Source organism: Scardovia wiggsiae, from assembly GCF_051045985.1.
GTDB lineage: Bacteria > Actinomycetota > Actinomycetes > Actinomycetales > Bifidobacteriaceae > Scardovia > Scardovia wiggsiae.
Genome location: NZ_CP157350.1, coordinates 1,040,785 through 1,059,966 on the forward strand (window position 1 = coordinate 1,040,785; position 19,182 = coordinate 1,059,966).

Genomic DNA, 19,182 nt, shown 5'->3' on the forward strand with positions numbered 1-19,182 from the left:
TCTTAATAGTCTCACATATTTTTGCAAGTCAGGCGCTGCAGGCGTTTTCTATCCGGCTGTTCTGCTGAAAGGGAGATGCGCACCATTTCGGGTGTCCCCAGGTATAATGGCACGGGTCAGGGGATATCACCAGTCCTCAAACAGGGACCACAGTGGAGGCAGCATGGCTGAACAGTATTTCTCGGCAGACCCGTCCTCTGCCGACATCCGAAGCACTATCCATACTGTTATCCGCGGGATCCCTACTGATATGGCGGTATCCAACGGCGTCTTCTCCGCACACCGCCTTGACCCGGGTACCGCAGTCCTTCTCAAAGATGCGCCGGGGGCTGCCGCTGACATCAATGAGGGCAGGGAAGTCCTGAACTGCCTGGATCTCGGCTGCGGATGGGGCCCTATAGCCGTTGCACTGGCCCGCGAATACCCCGAAGCTTCCGTATGGGCCGCTGATATCAATGAACGTGCCGTTAGCCTTACCCGCTATAATGCACAGCAGAACAGGCTGGCAAATATAAAAACCGGTACCCCCGAAAGCCTTGCATCAGAGTATGGCGATGAATGGGCCCGCACCGGTTTTGATGTGATCTGGTCAAACCCCCCTATCCGCATCGGGAAAGAGGCCCTCCACGAACTGCTTATGGCATACCTGCCCCGCCTGAATACCAATGGATACGCGTATCTCGTTGTCCAGAAGAACCTTGGTGCCGACTCGCTTATCCCATGGCTGGATACATCACTGAATGCCGGCTCCGGGAATGGAACCGCACTTTCATCAGGCAGGGTGGGATATACGGTCCGAAAATACTCGTCATCCAAAGGCTACAGGGTAATTGAAATCCACCGTCTCCCCGCTTCCGGAGAACCTGCATGAGCATGGAATTCATTTATCCGGCTGAACTCCCGGTAAGCGGAGCCCGTGAACGCATTATGCAGGCGGTCCGTTCATCCCAGGTTGTGATAATCAGCGGGCAGACAGGCTCAGGGAAAACGACCCAGATACCTAAAATGCTTCTGGAGCTTGGGCGCGGTACTCATGGCAGGCAGATCATGCTCACGCAGCCCCGGCGCCTGGCGGCACGGACGGTTGCAGAACGCATCGCAGATGAAATGCATACTGCCCTGGGCCGCGAGATAGGATACCGGATACGCTTCACAGACCGCAGTTCCCCTTCTACCCGTTTATGCGTAGCAACTGACGGGATACTGCTCGCCCATATCCAGCGCGACCCCCTGCTCAGCGCATACGACACTATAATGATCGATGAGGCCCACGAACGCAGCCTGAACATTGATTTCCTCCTCGGGTACCTCAGCCAGCTCCTCCACAAACGCAAAGACCTTAAGCTGATCATTACTTCAGCAACCATCGATTCCCAGAAATTCCAGAAACATTTCAGCGATGTCACTGGATATGACGTACCCGTTATTGAAGTGAGCGGACGTACATACCCGGTCCGCATCGTGTATGAGCCTTTAGGCGGAGCACCCGCGCTGATGGATACAGTGCCCGGGGCCGGAAATACGGACAGCAGCACCGGCAGCGGCAATGCAGAAAAAACCCATGATGACTCTGCAGACACTGCGCACGCTGTAGCAAGGGCATGCCTGGAACTTGCGGCTTTATCCTCGCGGGAAAGGGGCGCACGGGATATCCTTGTTTTTGCTTCCGGGGAGCGCGATATCCATGACTACGAAGACGCGGTATCGCATGCATTCGGACAGCGGAAGACTGACCTGCGCAACGCAGACGCCATAGAAATAATACCGTTATACGCCCGTCTCAGTGCGAAAGAGCAGCACAGGGTTTTTGAACCGCACGAACATCAGAGGATTATTATTGCAACGAATGTTGCTGAAACTTCGCTTACTGTCCCAGGGATCCGTTTTGTGGTGGACCCAGGTTTTGCCCGCATTTCGCGGTATTCTAAAACTGCGAAAGTGCAGCGGCTCCCTGTTGAAGCCATTTCGCAGGCCAGCGCAGATCAGCGCGCCGGACGGTGCGGACGTATTGCTGACGGGATCGCTGTCCGCTTATATTCCCGGGAAGATTACGAATCACGTCCGCAGTTCACAGACCCTGAAATCCAGCGCACCTCCCTGGGGGCAGTCATCCTTCAGATGCTTTCTGCGGGCGTTGCCCGGACGGCTGATGATATCACCGATTTTGGCTTTATAGACCCGCCGGACATGCGCTCGGTCACAGACGGGTTCAATGAACTTACCGAACTGGGTGCCGTCAAGCGTAAGCACGGCGATATTGTGCTTACGGGGATCGGCCGGCGCCTGGCGCGCATACCCATCGATGTACGGCTTGGCCGCATGATGGTCCAGGCATCCCGAATGTCTGCGGATACCCTTGCTGCAGTACTGGTTGTTACCGCCTTCCTCAGCCTCCAGGACCCGCGCGAGCGCCCGGATGATAAAGCTGAAGAAGCAGATCGGATCCATAACCGTTATGCGGACAGCTCCAGCGATTTTATAACCGCCCTGAACATATGGGACCGCTTTTTCCAGGCGGATGGGAAGCTGAGTAATTCCGCCCTGAGAAAGGCCTGCAAAGCTGAATTCATGAATTACCTTCGTATGCGGCAGTGGGCTGACCTCTACGGGCAGCTGTGCTCAGTGTGCGCAGAGATGAGATGGAAAGTGGGAGGGCCTTTCCCCATTTCCCGCCCTGATATCGCTATCCGGCAGCTCCCCCAGGCCCAGCAGTCCGCACATAGCCTGTGCTGTTCATGGGACAGCGACAGCATCCATACTGCAATGCTCAGCGGGCTGCTCAGCTCCATGGGGATGCAGACTGTCCGTGAACCCAAGGCATCAGACTTCGCCGGCTTAAACAAGGCACAGAAAGCTCGCGCTTTGAAACGGGCGCAAAAAACATTAAAAAACAGCTACCGGGGGTCACGCGGGATACACTTTTCACTTTTCCCGGCATCAGCAGTTTTCAAAACTACGCCGGAGTGGGTCATGGCCGGAGAACTTGTTGAGACATCCCGCCTGTGGGCACGCAGCGCAGCAGCCATAAAGCCGGAGTGGGCGGAATCCCTGGGAAAGCACCTCACACGTACGACTTACGCTGAGCCGCACTGGTCAGGTGTCCAGGGCGCAGCGATCGCCAAGTCCACCGTACTCCTGTATGGGCTGCCCATCGTGCAGGACCGGCCTGTCCAATGGGTGCGGATAAATCCTCAGCAGGCGCGGGAATTCCTTATCAGGCAAGGGCTTGTTGACGGTGATATCCGCCAGCGCTTCCCTTATGATTCTTTTGTGGAACGCAACCGCCAGGCTATTGACCAGGCCGATGAGGAAACACACCGTACACGCCGCATCGCAGACAGCGTGAATGATGACGACCTCTTCCTTTTTTATGATTCAAAACTTCCGCAGGGTATAACATCTGTTGCAGCACTCGGTTCATGGTGGAAAAAAGAACATGCCGAGCAGCCCAGCCTTCTTGATTTCACTGCAGACAGCGTAGAGAGGCTTTCCGGCACGGATACCGGCTTCAGCATTGATGCATACCCGGATTACTGGCATGCTGCCGGCACAGACGGCTCCACGATCCCTCTCAGGCTCAGCTACATATACGATACGCGGTCTGAGCGCGACGGCGTGACCGTCCACATACCTCTGTCGGTACTCTCGCGCATACGTCCGCAGGAATTCACCTGGAATGTTCCCGGGCTCCTTGATGACCTGATCACGGCGACTATCAAATCCCTTCCTAAAACACTGCGCGTACAGCTTATACCCGCGCCGGATACTGCGCGGAAGATCCGCGAATGGATCAGTACCCGGTATCCCAACCTTCCCGGGACAGCTGAATGGTCGGAAGAGGTCCCCGAATTCTCCCATGTCTTCACCCAGGCCGCGATAGCCGTTGCCGGTGCACAGATACATCCTGAAGTTTTCAATGCACAACAGATTGCGCGCCTTCCCGGCTATGTGCGCATGACCTTCAGCGTAGAACGGGATACCAAGCAGAAGCCTTCCCCGGCAGCGGCACCTGGATCCGTGCTCTACTCTTCAGCTTCCGCATCACAGGCAGAGACCCTGGGGGTATCAAAAGACTTGGCAGAACTCCAGAACAGGTTTGATGAAGCGGCCCGGCACAGTGCCCGTAAACATGTGGAAAAGAAAGCGCGCAAAGCACAGGCCCAGGGGAAGAATGTTGCCAAGGCAAACCTCCTCAGCCAGGCGGGCGCCTCAGCAGTCCCCCGCTCGCAGATGTTATGGGATGAGGCCGTGAAGCACCTTGCGCTTCCTGCAGAACGTATTTCATCACGGTGGCTGGGGGATGAAGCGCTTATGCTGGCGGCTGCCCCTTATGATTCGACCCGAAAGCTGGTTTCCGACCTGCAGCTGGCTGCTGTGAAACGCCTTCTGCCGGATATTGGAAAGGTAACTGATGATACACAGCTTGCGCAGGCAGTATCAGGAGTGGAAGATATTTACGAAGATACCGTATATGCGGTGGCAAAGGATGTTGTCAGGGATCTTCAGTCTTACGGCGATACCAGCCATGCGGTTTCCGGAACTGCCGATCTGCCGCTGTTATCCGTGCTGCAGTCTGTGCGCGAGCATATAGCTTCCCTGGTCTTCCCCGGTTTTATAGCCCAAACCCCGCCGGAAAGTCTCGCACGCATATCTGTATACTGCCAGGCCGACCTGCTGCGGATCAGAAAGGCAAAAGACAACAAATCCCGCGATGTTCAGTGGGCATGGCAGGCTGACGAAGCCCGCAGCCTCGTTGACAGGGCCCGTGAAGCCGCTTCCAGCACACCCTCCGGTCCCGGGCATGATAAAGCCCTGAAAACCGCCGAGTGGATACGATGGATGTATGAGGAATTCCTTATTTCCCTGTGGGCACAGGAACTCGGCACTTTGCAGCCTGTCAGCATCCAGCGCATGCAGAAGCTGCTGGATACCCTTCAGTAGCAGAAGCTGCAGCGGCCTGCACACTCACAGCCTGGGCAGATATTTGGAAAGCTCATACTGGGTGATCTGCTGGCGGTATTCACGCCATTCCGCATGCTTATTGCGCAGGAAATATTCAAAAACATGCTCACCAAGGACACCGGCAACAAATTCCGACTTTTCCATCTGGCGCAGCGCAGCATCAAGTGACCCCGGCAAAGGCCTGATACCCATTGCCTGGCGTTCAGCATCCGTAAGTTCCCACACATCATCATTCGTCGGCTCTTCAAGATCCATCTGCTGATCGATTCCATCAATACCGGCAGCCAGGAGCAGTGCAAAAGCAAGATACGGATTGCACGTTGGGTCAAGCGCACGGAACTCAATGCGCGCAGAATTGATCTTCCCGGGCTTATACTGGGGAATGCGCAGCAGCGCCGAGCGGTTATTATGTCCCCAGCATACATAGCTCGGTGCCTCTGCCCCGCCCCACAGGCGTTTATACGAATTCACGTACTGGTTCATAACTGCTGTGATCTCCTGCGCATGGTAAAGGATCCCGGCGGCGAACTGCCGTGCAGTAAGCGACATACTGAATTCCTGCCCCGCCTCATAAAATGAATTCGAATCCCCCTCAAAAAGCGACAGATGCGTATGCATGCCTGATCCCGGCTGGTCTACCAGCGGTTTAGGCATGAAACTTGCATATATCCCGCGGTCAAGTGAGATCTCCTTAACAATAGTCCTGAAAGTCATGATGCTGTCCGCAGCATTCAAAGCACCCGCATGGCGCAGGTCGATCTCATTCTGCCCCGGCCCTGTTTCATGATGGGAGAACTCGACCGGTATGCCAAGATCTTCAAGCTGGCTGACAGCAGCACGGCGGAAATCCATACTCGAGCTGCGCGGGACCTGGTCAAAATAGCCGCCCTTATCAATGGGGACAGGAGGACGGGTCCAGTCATCCTGATGCCTGAACAGATAGAATTCAATTTCAGGATGGCAATAGAAGCTGAAACCTTTCCCCTTAGCATTATCCAACGCATTCTTCAGGACATTCCGGGAATCCCCGAGGCTTGGCTCCCCCTCAGGGGTGAGGACATCACAGAACATGCGGGCTGTAGAATTTTCGCCGCTGGACAGAGGAAGTATCTGGAAAGTCGAAGCATCCGGCCGCACCAGCATATCATCCTCAGATACGCGCGTAAGGCCTTCGATTGCTGAGCCATCAAAGCCTATCCCCTCTTCAAAAGCAGCTTCGAGCTCAGCCGGGGCAATAGCAACAGATTTCAGCTGCCCAAGGACGTCTGTGAACCACAGACGGATGAACCGTATGTCATTCTCTTCAACCGCGCGAAGCGCAAACTCCTGCTGTGCATTCATACTTCAAGTTTGCCACATGTTCACGTCAAAACAAAGTACCCGGCAAAGTGAAGTACAGTCAGTCAGCCTTTACCTGCCTCTCCTGGAACTGCCTGTCTTTCTGATACTGCACATCCATAAATGCAACAGCGGCGGCCACAGCTATACAGAACTGGAGGGATAAAAGGATGATCCCGCCCAGTCCAAAAAATAAGCCATTATCTGAATGCGATGCCCCCCAGAAGAGGATACCTGCAGTTGCAGCCGCGCTCAGCAGGACAGCTCCAAACAGCCTGAACCCGATAAAAATTATTACCGCGAGTACCTCAAAAAAAATAACTATATTGCTGACATCCTCCCACGGCTCCAATCCCCACAGCCCGGGATTATTATATACACGGTAACCAAGCGCGTCGGTAAAACACCGTGTGAACCATATAAGGAATGCTGTTACATCAATAATCACGCTGCATGAAGAAAGGACTTTGTTGCTCACGATCTTGTATTTTGGCTTCTTATGCGGCTTCTTATGCGGAGAATCAGGCTCCCCGCCCGACGGCTGCCCAATCCCATCAGATATATCCGGCATATAACTGCCCTCCTGTTCCTGCTACTATATGTCCCCTGCTGTTTATTTCAGGTTCTCGCCGATTATCCCGTAAGCCTCAACTTTACTTATGGAACCGCTATCTTCAACATGGGTGCCTTCACTGATGACCTCCTGCACAGTCAAAGACCCTGTGAGCATATCTTCAACGAATAACGGCGCCGATGACAGTATTATAGGAGGCGCATATGATGTCCCCTCCTTCCCTCCGACCCACAGATGCATATCGACTTTATCGGCACGGTTGACGGCAAGGACTGCCGCTAAACCGTTAACAGCCTCTGTCAGCCCCCGTGCAGCATCTTCAGGGCCGCTGCCGTCAAGCTCGCGCAGAACAGCGCATGCCCCGTTCTGCGAATCAATGCACTGCGCTGAAATATCTGTGAGGGAACACAGGGCAGCAAGAAAACGCGCAGAGCGCAGCTGGGTGATGATTATTGCACATTTCGCTTTATTCCCCAGTACCCCCTCAAGCTGGTCGCTGAATTCGCTAAGCTCATCGTCACTGAGGCCGGGAGTATCCGATCCGGCAGATCCAGGTCCCGGACCCGTATCCTGCGCAGCCGGGACCGCAGCAGACATATCGGAATCGCTGAACTCCCCCTCAAACCCTTTAAGGATATCCCTGACTTCCTCGTCAGACATTGCGTCAGGGTTATCCTGTCCGCCGGAGCTATCAGGGTTCTCAGGGTCCTCAGAGCCGTCAAAACCTTTACGCGGATCTTCTGAATCTGTATTGCTCATACTGCTACCTTAACAAACTCAGCAGCCAACACCGCAGGCTGTCATGGATCAGGCCAGCGCCTTTTCCCTCTCTCCCTCCCCGCTAAAAATACAGGCCGGCACCTCTTTTTTTCCCCCCCTTCCTCCAGCAGTACCACTCGCCTATTACAGTATAATTATGTCCAATTTTGAGATCGGAGTGCAGACTGCAAAACAGCCGCCGGAAAAAGCGGCCGATACTACGCCTGACAATCCCTGGCCGGTAAGCAGGCTGAGCCTGGCATACCATAATGCCGTTGAACGCTGGCCCGCAACATGGATAGAAGGCCAGATCCAGGAGATCAATACCCGCAGGGCGGGCTCCGCCTATATAACATTGCGCGATAACACAGAAGACGTCACCGTCCAGGTATCAGGGTGGAGGATGTTTGCAGCGCAGGCTTCGCAGTTCATCCAGGGGGACCAGGTCGTTGTGCATGGGCACCCTGATGTATGGATGAAACGCACAAGTCTGAGTTTCATAGGCGATGATATCCGCAGGGTTGGTAAAGGCGACCTCCGCCAGCAGATAGAAGAGCTGCGCAAGAAGCTCAAGGGGGAAGGGCTGTTTGACGAGTCGCATAAAGTGCCGATCCCGGAATTCCCCCATCGGATAGGCGTAATATGCGCCCCCCAGGCGCGCGCTGAGGGCGATATCGTGACTAATGCGAGGCTCCGCTGGCCGACTATCAACTTCACTATTGAACATGTGCATGTGCAGGGGGCACAATGCCCGCCTGAAGTCATAGAGGCTATCCGCAAGCTTGATGCCGACCCGGACATTGATGTGATCATCGTTGCGCGGGGCGGCGGCTCTTTTGAAGACTTGATCGGTTTTTCCGATGAAGGCGTAGTGCGCGCCGCCGCTGCATGCGTTACCCCAATCGTATCTGCTATTGGGCATGAGGATGACTGGACACTGATCGACCTGGCGGCAGATATGCGCGCATCCACCCCTACAGACGCTGCAAAGCGCATTGTCCCGGATGTTATGGAGCAGCTGGCACTTGTTGATGAGGCGCGCCGCCGCATCAGGCAGCGCATACGCACAGCCGCCGATACCGAACAGCAGCGTATTGACGCTTACAGGAACCGCCCCAGCCTGACGCATCCCCAGACCATCCTGGAAAGGCCCCAGCTGCTGATCAACGATTCCGCGCGCAGGCTTGATGTAAGCATGCGGCGTCTGGCTGACGAAGCCGGCTTTGGCATTGAAAAGCTGCATGCAAGCCTGACTGCCCTAAGCCCGCAGTCAACACTTGACCGCGGCTACGCGGTAGTCCAGAATGCTGATGGGCATATAATCGATGATCCGGCTTCCCTCTCCGCCGGCGATAAGCTGACTATAACACTGCGGCGCGGAAAAGCCGGCGTTTCCGTTGATTCCACTGATCCGGACCCGGAAAATGCAGAGAATAAAATGTAGTAGCATAACTGCAGTAAAGTAATAAACAGTAAGAAATATAAGATATATTAAGGATATGAATATGGCAAAGGCAGCGGGTGCAAAACCGGCAGAAAGCACTGGAAAAGCTTCCTCCCTTACCGATGAGGAGCGCGCACAGATCAGCGCTTTAAGCTATGAACAGGCACGCGATCAACTTACAGAGGCAGTCCAGGCCCTCGAAGCAGGCGGGCTTGATCTGGAAAATTCGGTACGCCAGTGGGAGCTGGGCGAAGCCCTGGCCAGGCGCGCCCAGGAAGTACTGGATGATGTCCGTGCCAAACTTGATGCCGCGCAGGCTGATCAGGCAAGCGCAGGGGAAAATGCCGGCACTCAGGGGAATATGGAGTAAAAGGCCGGACAGGTGCCTTCCTTTGCCTGCCTTTTGCTCTCCCGACCCCTCCTATTCCATCCCTATCACTACCACTATCAGTACCAGCCTTAGGTACCTTCAAACCCTGACAGGAGAAACTCCGCGCCAAAAAGTTTAAGACTCCTGTATGATAGATACGTGCAGGCTCCAGTGCATACGCCGGCCTGCTTAATTGAAAACTGCCCTGGTAGCTCAGGGGATAGAGCACCACTCTCCTAAAGTGGGTGTCGTGCGTTCGAATCGCATCCAGGGCACATGTTCCGCATGTATTGGAAATCCGCATAGGCAAAGGGGCTCATTATGGAAAAACGTAATACCGCTAAGCACCATATAGCCAGCCGCAGCATGGTCATCTGCTGGATACTTATTTTTGCACTGTATGCTTTTACGCTGGCCGACCAGTATTACAATGACACACATAACACTATCAGCAAATCTATAGCTTTCGGAATCATTATTTTCTGGCCGGCAGCACTTATAATTACCGGCCTGGTACTCGGCATTATGTATAAAACTACGTGGCTCTACCCTATCGTGTGTTTCATCATGACATTTATTGCGCTGGTCCCTGCGGCGCTTATTTTTATGGATAGCTGCACCAATGGTGTGCTTCCCGGGAGCAGTACTACATGCTTCCGTCTTGCCGGCAGTTTTGTGCTTGATTTTTCATATTATCCGCTTATAGACTTGCTCAAATATACCGTCGCGTATATCCCTGTCATATTTGTCCCTTATGGGCTTGGAAGGCTGATCCGCCTCATCCGGAAAAGGTCAGGCCGTAAAGGCTGACCAGCCAGGACAGTTTACTGCCAGGATGCGCCTGAATCATAGGTGTAGCTGACAGATAATTTCCCATTTTTCACTGAGAAAGTCCCTTCCAGCCGTCCTGAATCCGAAGTATCGCCATCCTGCCATGATTCATCTTCACTATACCGGTATTTATAATGGATCGAAACATCAATACGCGATGTCCTGAATGTCCCGGCAGATATGTCAAGGGAATCAGAGGAATCAAATGCAGGTTCCTGCGTTACGGTACGTGTGATATCAGTATAGGCTGTTGAACTGGTGCTGTATGATTCAAAGGATCCATTTGAGAAATCACATCCCTCTTTGGACAGTGCAGAGGATGCGACACACGCTTTTACCTTCTGCCTGACAAGATCCAGGACAGCCTGCTTAAGCTTCTGCGTAGCAGTCAATTCTAAAATTGCGGTAGCTCCAGCAGTTTCCCCTGACGATACGGTTTCCGATTCCCAATAAGGGGACTTCGGGGCTGAAATCCTGAGCATACCCGGATAGCTCGGCAGGGAATATGATGTCCCGGAACTTCCGCCGGCCTCGTATCCTGCCAGTTTTACTGTTACTCCATTCACCACAATACTGTCGAGGAGTGAAGGGATAGCCAGATCCCTTTTCTCGATCATGGGGGTAGTTATCTTCCACGAATCAAAAATAAGGAAGCGCTTTCCGCTGGGTTCCAGTGTTAAGGTCGAAGACTGCTTTACCCCGTTCACCGTATAGGTAACAGTAACTTTATGCTTCCTGCCGTTCTGCGCAGTGTCTTTAGTTATATCCCCTACAGACACCTGTTGGATACGGTCCTTCGGATCCCTGGCAATAACATCGGTAAATAAAGCACGGGCCTCATTGCTGACACCGGGGTCAACAAGTTTCGTTGCTTTTGAGTACTGCCCGTTGGCAATGGCATTAACATAATCATTGACCACATTCCGCTCAGAAAAAACAGTATTGAGCAGTATGAAATACGCTATGACCAGCCCGGCAGCCAGCACCCCTAAAACGGTAAGCACTATGACAGTGCTTCTCTTCATATGCCGCTTCGGCCTGGCAGCCATATCCCTGATACCGTCTGCGGGCAGTACACCTGTATCCTCTGCCGTCCGGGGGGCAAAAGCCGGAGGTGTGCCGGTGCTATATGCAGTATCTATCGGCTGCATAACTGCAGTTTCCTGCTGGACGGTACCGACTGTATGGGCTATACGGGCTACGCCAGCTCTGCCGGTATTGACAGCCGTGTTACGCAATGGTGCACCGCATGCAATACAGAATTTGTTATCTGTGCTGTTGCCGGTACCGCAATTCGTACAAAACATACTCTAAATCCTTACTTCTTGCGCCAACCTTAAGTTGCCCGTTAAAAACCCCAATTAATAATATCCTGTGCCCCGCCAAGGACTATAGAACTGATAACAGTGCCAAGAACGACCAAAGCGATAAGTGTGATCACGAAAAAGACACACCACAGCAGGAACCCATCGGCAGCGCGCCGGTTCTCCGACTGGCTGACAACAACAGAAGAGACAGCCATGATGAATGAAAGGGTTATCAGGATGATAATCAGCGAAAGGGCACCAACGCCGAATAAGGACAGCAGGAAAGAAACCGTTACGGCAATAGCTGCGGGGAGGAAGCGCTGCACCATTGCGTCATGCATCTGCAGAAACGTAGTTGGTTCCCCGAACAGCCTCCGGCCAATGAACGCGAGCAGCACTGCGGTATAGAATATCAGGGCAAAGATCAGCCACAGCCTGAAGAAAACAGATACTAAAATGCCTGCACCTGCCCCTGAAGGGATGGATATATGCCTGCCAAAAACTGAGAGGGAAGTGCCTACTGCTTTATTCGCAATAATAATTATCTGCAGCGCTGGAAGAAGCGACATAACAGCCATAACAACGAACGCCCACCAGGAATGGGTTGCATACGAACCACTGGGCCTTCTCAGCGCGGAAACCAGCCATGCAAAGAAAGCCTTGGCTTCATTTTTTCTGTCAGGTTTAACTCCGCCAGCCTGAGGGTTTGCAGGGTTATACGGCGCTCCATGGGCTATTCCGGGAACCTTCTCAGATTCCGGGGCAGAAACCGGGACAGGCGCGGACACTGGGGCTGGCATAGAAGCAGGCGCCGGGGCAGAATCCGGTACAGGCGCCGGAGCCTGCACAAGCGCCGGTGCAGACGCAGGCTGGCTTGGAGCATGGCCTCCTATCGGACCTGCGCCTGTATTGAGCTGCGTGCCGCAATTACGGCAGAACCGGGCATTATCGGGATTTTGCGCAGAACATTGGCTGCAAATTTTCATTTATCTGTCCTTTCGCATATTTTACAAATTTTACCTGATGTGATTATGCACCCTTGCTCCATACTAATACACGTCACCGCCGAGCTTCATTATCCGGTAAGAATTCCACTCCCTCCGATCCACAACCGCTGGTGGTAAAACACGCAGATACAAAATCCGTTGTGGCGGTTTTCCACATTTTTCATTCTTGTATCTGTGTGTTTTACCACCAGGGACCTAAACGTCTTAAGACCGCGGACACACATCTGTACTCAAATTAGCTGGACTCGCCGGTTCTAAACCGCATATTCTCCAACTCACAGCCGGTGATCCTGCTAATTTATATACGGCAAACAAAAGGCTCCGGCGCGCACGCCGGAGCCTTAAATGGATTATATTAAAAATCAGCCTTCGCGCCTGGCGCGCAGGTCATCATACTGAGCCTGCCCCAATGCGCCAACGTCAACCATTTTCTCTTCAATCATATTGAGCACTGTATTGCGGTCATCGGGATCCTCTACAAAATCAAGTTTGTTGCCGTCGATAATAAGCAGCGGGGACTTGTCGTAAGTAGCCTTCCACTCATCATAGTACTTGATCAGGGAACCATAGTATTTCACCAGCGACGGGTCTGTATCGATCTGTTCATAGTCACGCCCGCGCTTCTTGATGCGATGGAGCATGGTCTCAAGGTTTACATCAATCATGATCATCAGATCGGGGGATTTTTTCTTTGCTGCATACGGCAGTTCTTCGAGCATGTTGTTAAGAAGGGACTTGTAAATATTCCACTCCTCCTCGGTGGCATGCCCCTGGTCCGTATTCATTTTCATAAAGATAGAATCTTCGTAGATCGAACGGTCGAGGACGTTGTTGTCTTCCTGCATAGCCTGCTTGATCATTGCAAAACGGCGGTTCAGAAAGAACACCTGGAGAAGGAAAGCATACGGATTGCTGTCCGCCTCACCAGCTTCAACCATTTTGTTCCCCCTGTAGAAAAGAGGGAGGACAGGGTTGTCCTCTACCGGTTCAAAGAAAGCCTTAGTCCCCAGCTCTTCTGAGAGGATCTTTGTCATAGTACTTTTTCCTGCGGAGATAACTCCTGCGCATGTCAGCAAAATTCTGCCCACCCCTTAATAATCAAAAACCTGTGAGGACCATTGTCTGATCCTTCCTTACTCGATGACAACATTACCAGTACAGTGAAACCTCATCAAGGGTTTTCGGGATAAAAATCTTACGGTGCAAACCCCTAAATATCGGTTAAATCAATATTTTCTGTACTACAAATAGTATATTCTGTAAAACGCCGGAAATGTGATGTACATCATTAAAGAGCCGCGAATATGCTGCTCTACAAGCTCCAGGAAGAAAAGACGTCTGCAGTATAACCCCTCTCTGAGCATATACGATAAATGACATATATAAATATGGAAGAAAGGGATCAGGGGATGCTATATGGGGGGGGTGCATTGAATTATTCCTACAGCATGGGCCCCGTAAAAGCCGCCGGATCAATACTGCGACATAAGTATTGATATTCCCGTAATGCATGCAATATGCGCAGGATAGTAAAGGTAGAAAAAATATTTCATAGGGTATCTGCCGCGCTTGCCATTATACAATGCGACAAAAGGCAGGGCCAGGAATGCATACGCCTCCAGCCACTGCATCTGGACGGCGAGAAGGCATATCCCTGCAGCAAGCGCAAGCCACTTCCACAGCCTCCTGTTAGGGACGGCATAAACAAAAACGGGCAGCAGGATGCCCATGAAACCATAATCCACGCTGAACCCGATCCGGTTCAGGAATGGGGCGGGGAATCCAAGCACCCCATCAACCGCAATCATGCCCAGGAACCATGCAGCACTCAGCAGGACGGGCAGCCGCACAGCGGATCCCGGCACATCCTCAACGGTATTCCCCTCAAACCCTCTCTGTATGCTTTCCGTGCTTACTCTTATAATGCCTCTACTGTCACCTACAGCACTTCTGCCAGAATTATGCCCATATCCTTCCGAACTTTTTGTACTACTGTGGGTTGTGCTCCTGCGGATACTGCCCCGGTTACCCCCTCCCACCGAGTCAATAAGGGACTGCAGGCTGCAGATAGTTGCAATCGAAAGGGCAAAAGTAATAAGGATATTCTGATACAGGGTACCCCCTGCTGCATAGTACGCCGCCACCGAGCACACAGCCCCTGTCCCCAGGACTGTCAGGAAATAACGGAGCCTATGCCGGGAATACCGGCATCCCTCAGCAATCAGGTAAGCAAAGACCGGCATAGCAATTCGCCCTATAACACGCAGCGCCGTGGCCTGCGGGAACAGGATAAACCCGATATGGTCGGCCGTCATAGTGATAAGCGCGATCCATTTAAGCACTGTCGCGCTGTAGCCAAACCGTGCAGTATCTATTTTCCAAATCAACTTTGTAATCCTATACTGTACATTTACCTTATCCGATTCCTGTATCAACTATATTACGTACAGTGCAAGGCTGCACCCTGAGCAAGCCCCCTGATATCCCGCGCACCTATTTCAGGGTGATTTCAGGGTGCTTCCCGATAAAACCGGAAACTTTTCAAGCTTATACTAAATGTGAAAACACCAGCTATCTATTTATGAAAGGCGGGAGAAATGCCAGGAGATGAACGCACAGCGCCTGTGCTTATGGCAAGGAACGTAACGATGGACTATCAGACCGGCGGGTCAGGCAATCCGCAGGCAAATGCAGTACGCGCCCTGGATAATGTGAACCTGGACATCGTGGCCGGATCAAGCTTATCTATCATGGGCCCCTCAGGATCGGGAAAAACGACCCTCCTCCATGTACTCGCAGGTATACTCAAGCCGACCCAGGGGACCGTGGTATATAAAAACCGCAATATGGCAACATTGCCTGATGCATACCGCACACGCCTGCGGCGGTCCGATTTCGGCTTCGTTTTCCAGTCGGGGCAGCTGATCGAAGAACTCAGCGCTGAGGAAAATGTTGCGCTCCCCCTTATGCTCTCCGGGGCAGACTATAAAAAAGCCGTTGCAGCGGCATCAGACTGGCTGGAAAGGCTGGGCCTGCAGCAGCTGGCATCACACAGGCCGGGCGAGATGAGCGGAGGGCAGCGCCAGCGTATTGCAATAGCCCGTGCCTTGGCTATCAGTCCTTCCGTCATTTTTGCGGATGAACCTACAGGCGCGCTGGACCAGGCCACAGGGGAACAGATCATTGAACTGCTGACCGGCTGGTGTGCACGCACAGGGGCAAGCCTGATCATGGTGACCCATGACCCTAATGTGGCAAGATCCTGCCAGATGACTATCCACATGCAGGATGGGAGGATACTCGCATGAACTTCCGCACCCTTACAAGCCTGATGCGTTCTTCCCGCGAAGACCGGCGCATCAACACCCTTGCCGTTATTGCATTCGCGGTGTCTATGGGGGTATTCCTCACTGTCATGGGAGGCTTCCACGCATTCCTCGTACGAAGCCAGAATGCCGCGCAGATATTTTCTGACCGTGAGGTACGGTCAGATGCAGACGGATACATATTCCTGGCAAGCATTGCTGCCGCACTGATAGTGGCACCGCTTATCACCCTGTCCGCGCACGCCACACGGCTGACACTGCGGCGGCGGGACCGCAGGCTGTCCATTTTGCGGCTTATCGGAGCTACCCAAAGCCAGACTACCCTGCTGACTGTTGCAGAAAGCGCCAGCCAGGCCCTTGCCGGTTCCCTGGTCGGATGCCTCCTTTATATAGCAGCGATCCCTCTGGTACGGCTCCTTGTTTTTCAGGGAGTGCCCTTCACTTTCAGCCAGCTGTGGGTAGGGGTACCTCTCATGCTGGCTGCAGTTGCTGTCATTACCCTTATCTGCGTGCTGTCCGCGCTGTTTTCACTGCACAGGGTGAACGTAACCCCGCTGGGCGTGAGCATGAGGGCATCCGGAGTAAAAGTGACTAAGCGCCGTGCCATTATAGGGGCAGCCTTCTTCCTGATGGTCCTGATCGCATTCTCCATGCGCCTGGGAAAAGACGCCGGATACCTTGTAATGGGGATCGTTGGGGCTATTGGCCTGGGGATATCAGTTGGCGTGCTGAACCTTGTGGGACCATGGGTCATCAAAGTATGGGCAAAGATATGCGTGCGGCATCCGCGAAGTGCTGCCAGCCTTATAGGGCTGCGCAGGCTGCTGGACGATCCCAAGCGTGCATGGAGATCAACAGCAGGCGTAGGCCTGGCTATTTTTGTATGCTCAATAACCGCAGCTGCAGCATCGGCAGCAGGGACAGGCGGCCAGCAAAGGCCAAGCCAGGTGATCGCCAGCCACGACGTCGGCCTGGGAGGGATGCTCACGTTGGGGTTCGTGGCACTTCTGGCCGCAGTATCAGCTATAGTCACGCAAAGTGCAATGGTCTATGACCAGTCCGACCAGTATATCAGCCTTGCGCTGGAAGGGGCTGACCGTAAGATCCTCGATAAAGCCCGGCGCATTGAAACAGTCACCCCGCTGCTGGTCATCACAGTGATCTCCGCACTGATGGGGCTGCTCCTCCTGAGCCCTGCGGGAGCAGCCGGCATGAAAGTGGCCTCATTCCTTCCTACCTATCTGGGCATGGTCACAGCATGCGTCCTGCTGATCATACTGGGAGGGATGGCTTCGCGCATTGCATCCCGACAGGTAGCCAGGCAGATGGTAAGGCAGGATGACTGACTGGCATACGGATAGCCTCCACCCTGGCTATTCCCTGTTGTCTCCTGCTATCCCATGCAAACAGTACTATTAGCGGATATCGGCAGGATATACAGGCGGATGTATCAATGGGCAGAATAAAGAAGAACCAGTATTCCTGACAGTACTCTTTATTATGTTTATTATGTGCGCATTCCTTCCTGCCTGCCATTCAGGTACCTCTTCGGGCAGAATGAGAGGTCTGCCAGTTCCATATTTGCCCGCAATCCTCTTATTTCCTTTTGTAAAGCCCAGCCATGCAGATGCCGGAGCAGGCAAGCAGCCACACCAGGACGACAGCAAGATCCGGCCAATCCATCTGTGAGCTTCCCGGGAAAGCAGCCGCCAGTATCAGCCGATGCATAGGGACAAACGGAAGGCAATTATGGAAAGCAACAATAAAATGCGGGAGCTTATCCGAAGAATACAGTATCGGGGAGAACAGCATAGCAACAAACATAACGGCCTGGCCGACTATTGTCACAGCGTCCGGAGGAAACCATAAAGCCATTGTATAGCCAAAAGAAAGGTTGACCAGCATACACAGCAGCAGAAGGAGTATCAGCAGCCCTGGATTCTGGGGAACCAATCCGAACCGTGCCCATCCGGCCAGGATTGCCGCCGCAACTCCAGGCGCTGAGACAAGGGCCCAGATCAGCCAGTCAGACAGGAGTATACCAACCCTTGAGACCGGTAAATTGCTCTGATACTCCATAAACCCTTCGCTGATCGACCCGGCCATCATCTGCGGGGCAAGATTGCATCCAATCGTTATCAGGCATAGCTGCCAGACACCAGTATTGACATTCTGTGCAGACTGTCCGCCGGACATATCAAGCATCAGCGTCAATCCATAAACTATAGCAAGGGCAAACATAATCTGAAGGACTGTAAAAGAGACGAACAGATACCGATGCCTTAGAAAGCTCCATTTCAACAGTGCTTTATGCGAGCGGAGAGAAGTTTTCATAATGCCTCGCTTCCCACAAGCTTTTCATATGCCTGCTGGATAGTCCCATGTGAAACTGAGAATGCAAAAGTATCATCATCAATAAAAGCCTGGTTCAGCCGGCTAAGTATCTGCCCTTTATTATTAGGGTCACACTCAAATGCTGTCACAGAATCAGTATGCGTAATGTTGGCCACCGGCAAACCGGATAGCAGCTGCGCAGGATACTCCCCGTTTATCTCAAAACGGATCGTATTGGACAGCGCGGCAAGATCCGGCGGAGCCGAATCAGCAAGCAGATGACCCCTGTCAAAAACCAGCAGCCTGTCTGCTACAGACTGTATTTCTTCGAGGTTATGGGTCACAACAAGCACCAAAGCACCGTTATCAGCAATCCGCCGAAGCAAGTTCCACAACAGCCTGCGGCGTATCGGATCGACATCATTAGTAGGCTCATCAAGCAAAAGTACCCGAGCCTGCTGCACTACAGCCATTCCCAGGGAAACCAGCCTGTGATACCCTCCTGAAAGCTTGTTCTCAGGTGTGCGGGCATATTCTACGATATCCAGTTCTTCCATAAATTCATGGACAAGCCTCTCCCCAGTTTTATCGGGGAGCCCTCTCATCCCTGTGACACTGGTCAAAGCTTCCTGAGGGTTTACTCCGGTCAATGGCGCGTAAGTCTGCGGCATAAAGGAGCATATCCTGCGCGCGGTCCTGGGAGAAGCAGCCAGATCATAAGTATCATATGCGATCTTCCCTGCCGTCGCCTTCACTTCCCCGATAATTGAACCAAGCAATGTTGATTTCCTCGCCCCATTATGGCCAAGGATCCCTGCAATCATGCCGCTGCCCAGCTGAAAACTGATATTGTCGAGTGCCAGATCCGCACTGCGTCCATACCGTTTGCTCAGCGAATCAACAGTAAGCGTACTCATATTGTTTATCCTT

The 19,182-nt window shown here is 53.0% G+C and carries 16 protein-coding genes and 1 tRNA gene; 8 read left to right on the top strand and 9 right to left on the bottom strand.

Going from position 1 to position 19,182, the window contains the following annotated elements; all coding sequences use genetic code 11:
* Positions 1-163: 163 nt before the first annotated feature.
* Entirely contained in the window at positions 164-871 is a 708-nt protein-coding gene (locus tag ABKA16_RS04395) for a class I SAM-dependent methyltransferase (protein WP_381000521.1), read from the top strand.
* Entirely contained in the window at positions 868-4,941 is a 4,074-nt protein-coding gene (gene hrpA / locus ABKA16_RS04400) for an ATP-dependent RNA helicase HrpA (RefSeq protein WP_381000519.1), read from the top strand. Before ABKA16_RS04395 ends, hrpA begins: the two co-directional genes overlap by 4 nt.
* A 24-nt stretch (positions 4,942-4,965) precedes the next feature.
* Here the strand turns inward: hrpA and glnA are convergent, their stop codons facing one another.
* From glnA to ABKA16_RS04415, 3 genes are read right to left on the bottom strand one after another with little or no spacing between them, the layout of a single operon-like run.
* Positions 4,966-6,303 (bottom strand): type I glutamate--ammonia ligase, encoded by a 1,338-nt coding sequence (gene glnA / locus ABKA16_RS04405; protein ID WP_381000518.1) that lies wholly within the window; start codon positions 6,301-6,303, stop codon positions 4,966-4,968.
* Between the two features lie 58 nt (positions 6,304-6,361).
* Positions 6,362-6,871, bottom strand: a complete 510-nt coding sequence (locus tag ABKA16_RS04410; protein WP_007148144.1) for a hypothetical protein — start codon at positions 6,869-6,871, stop codon at positions 6,362-6,364.
* Between the two features lie 42 nt (positions 6,872-6,913).
* Positions 6,914-7,633 carry a hypothetical protein gene (locus ABKA16_RS04415; protein WP_007148143.1) on the bottom strand — a complete coding sequence of 240 codons (720 nt, stop codon included), beginning with the start codon at positions 7,631-7,633 and terminating at the stop codon, positions 6,914-6,916.
* A 157-nt stretch (positions 7,634-7,790) separates the two neighbouring features.
* Between ABKA16_RS04415 and xseA the strand changes: the two genes are divergently transcribed.
* The 4 genes from xseA (at position 7,791) to ABKA16_RS04435 (ending at position 10,257) form a co-directional block, all read left to right on the top strand.
* On the top strand, positions 7,791-9,077 hold the full coding sequence (gene xseA, locus ABKA16_RS04420; RefSeq protein WP_007148142.1) for an exodeoxyribonuclease VII large subunit: 1,287 nt from the start codon (positions 7,791-7,793) through the stop codon (positions 9,075-9,077).
* A 61-nt stretch (positions 9,078-9,138) separates the two neighbouring features.
* Entirely contained in the window at positions 9,139-9,447 is a 309-nt protein-coding gene (locus ABKA16_RS04425) for an exodeoxyribonuclease VII small subunit (protein ID WP_007148141.1), read from the top strand.
* A 202-nt stretch (positions 9,448-9,649) separates the two neighbouring features.
* A tRNA-Arg gene (locus tag ABKA16_RS04430) sits at positions 9,650-9,722 on the top strand.
* Positions 9,723-9,768: 46 nt separating this feature from the next.
* On the top strand, positions 9,769-10,257 hold the full coding sequence (locus tag ABKA16_RS04435; RefSeq protein ID WP_007148140.1) for a hypothetical protein: 489 nt from the start codon (positions 9,769-9,771) through the stop codon (positions 10,255-10,257).
* A gap of 14 nt (positions 10,258-10,271) precedes the next feature.
* Here ABKA16_RS04435 and ABKA16_RS04440 read toward each other — a convergent pair whose 3' ends face one another.
* The 4 genes from ABKA16_RS04440 to ABKA16_RS04455 form a co-directional block, all read right to left on the bottom strand.
* Positions 10,272-11,585, bottom strand: coding sequence for a zinc-ribbon domain-containing protein (locus tag ABKA16_RS04440; protein ID WP_381000514.1), 1,314 nt, complete (start codon positions 11,583-11,585; stop codon positions 10,272-10,274).
* Positions 11,586-11,626: 41 nt separating this feature from the next.
* The gene (locus ABKA16_RS04445; RefSeq protein WP_381000512.1) at positions 11,627-12,571 is read right to left on the bottom strand and encodes a DUF6574 domain-containing protein; all 945 of its coding nucleotides are present in this window, start codon (positions 12,569-12,571) and stop codon (positions 11,627-11,629) included.
* A 383-nt stretch (positions 12,572-12,954) separates the two neighbouring features.
* Positions 12,955-13,626 carry a deoxynucleoside kinase gene (locus tag ABKA16_RS04450; protein ID WP_434156652.1) on the bottom strand — a complete coding sequence of 224 codons (672 nt, stop codon included), beginning with the start codon at positions 13,624-13,626 and terminating at the stop codon, positions 12,955-12,957.
* A gap of 438 nt (positions 13,627-14,064) precedes the next feature.
* Positions 14,065-14,979, bottom strand: a complete 915-nt coding sequence (locus tag ABKA16_RS04455) for a TraX family protein (RefSeq protein ID WP_381000511.1) — start codon at positions 14,977-14,979, stop codon at positions 14,065-14,067.
* 210 nt (positions 14,980-15,189) lie between these two features.
* Here ABKA16_RS04455 and ABKA16_RS04460 point away from each other — a divergent pair, with 210 nt between their 5' ends.
* Both ABKA16_RS04460 and ABKA16_RS04465 read left to right on the top strand, forming a co-directional pair.
* Positions 15,190-15,900, top strand: a complete 711-nt coding sequence (locus ABKA16_RS04460) for an ABC transporter ATP-binding protein (protein WP_381000509.1) — start codon at positions 15,190-15,192, stop codon at positions 15,898-15,900.
* On the top strand, positions 15,897-17,264 hold the full coding sequence (locus ABKA16_RS04465; protein WP_381000507.1) for an FtsX-like permease family protein: 1,368 nt from the start codon (positions 15,897-15,899) through the stop codon (positions 17,262-17,264). The genes ABKA16_RS04460 and ABKA16_RS04465 overlap by 4 nt, the downstream gene beginning before the upstream one ends.
* Before the next feature lie 250 nt (positions 17,265-17,514).
* Here the strand turns inward: ABKA16_RS04465 and ABKA16_RS04470 are convergent, their stop codons facing one another.
* Both ABKA16_RS04470 and ABKA16_RS04475 read right to left on the bottom strand, forming a co-directional pair.
* Positions 17,515-18,252 (bottom strand): ABC transporter permease, encoded by a 738-nt coding sequence (locus ABKA16_RS04470; protein ID WP_381000505.1) that lies wholly within the window; start codon positions 18,250-18,252, stop codon positions 17,515-17,517.
* Positions 18,249-19,169: an ABC transporter ATP-binding protein gene (locus tag ABKA16_RS04475; protein WP_381000503.1), complete on the bottom strand. Its 921-nt coding sequence runs from the start codon at positions 19,167-19,169 to the stop codon at positions 18,249-18,251. The genes ABKA16_RS04470 and ABKA16_RS04475 overlap by 4 nt, the downstream gene beginning before the upstream one ends.
* Positions 19,170-19,182: the final 13 nt, after the last annotated feature.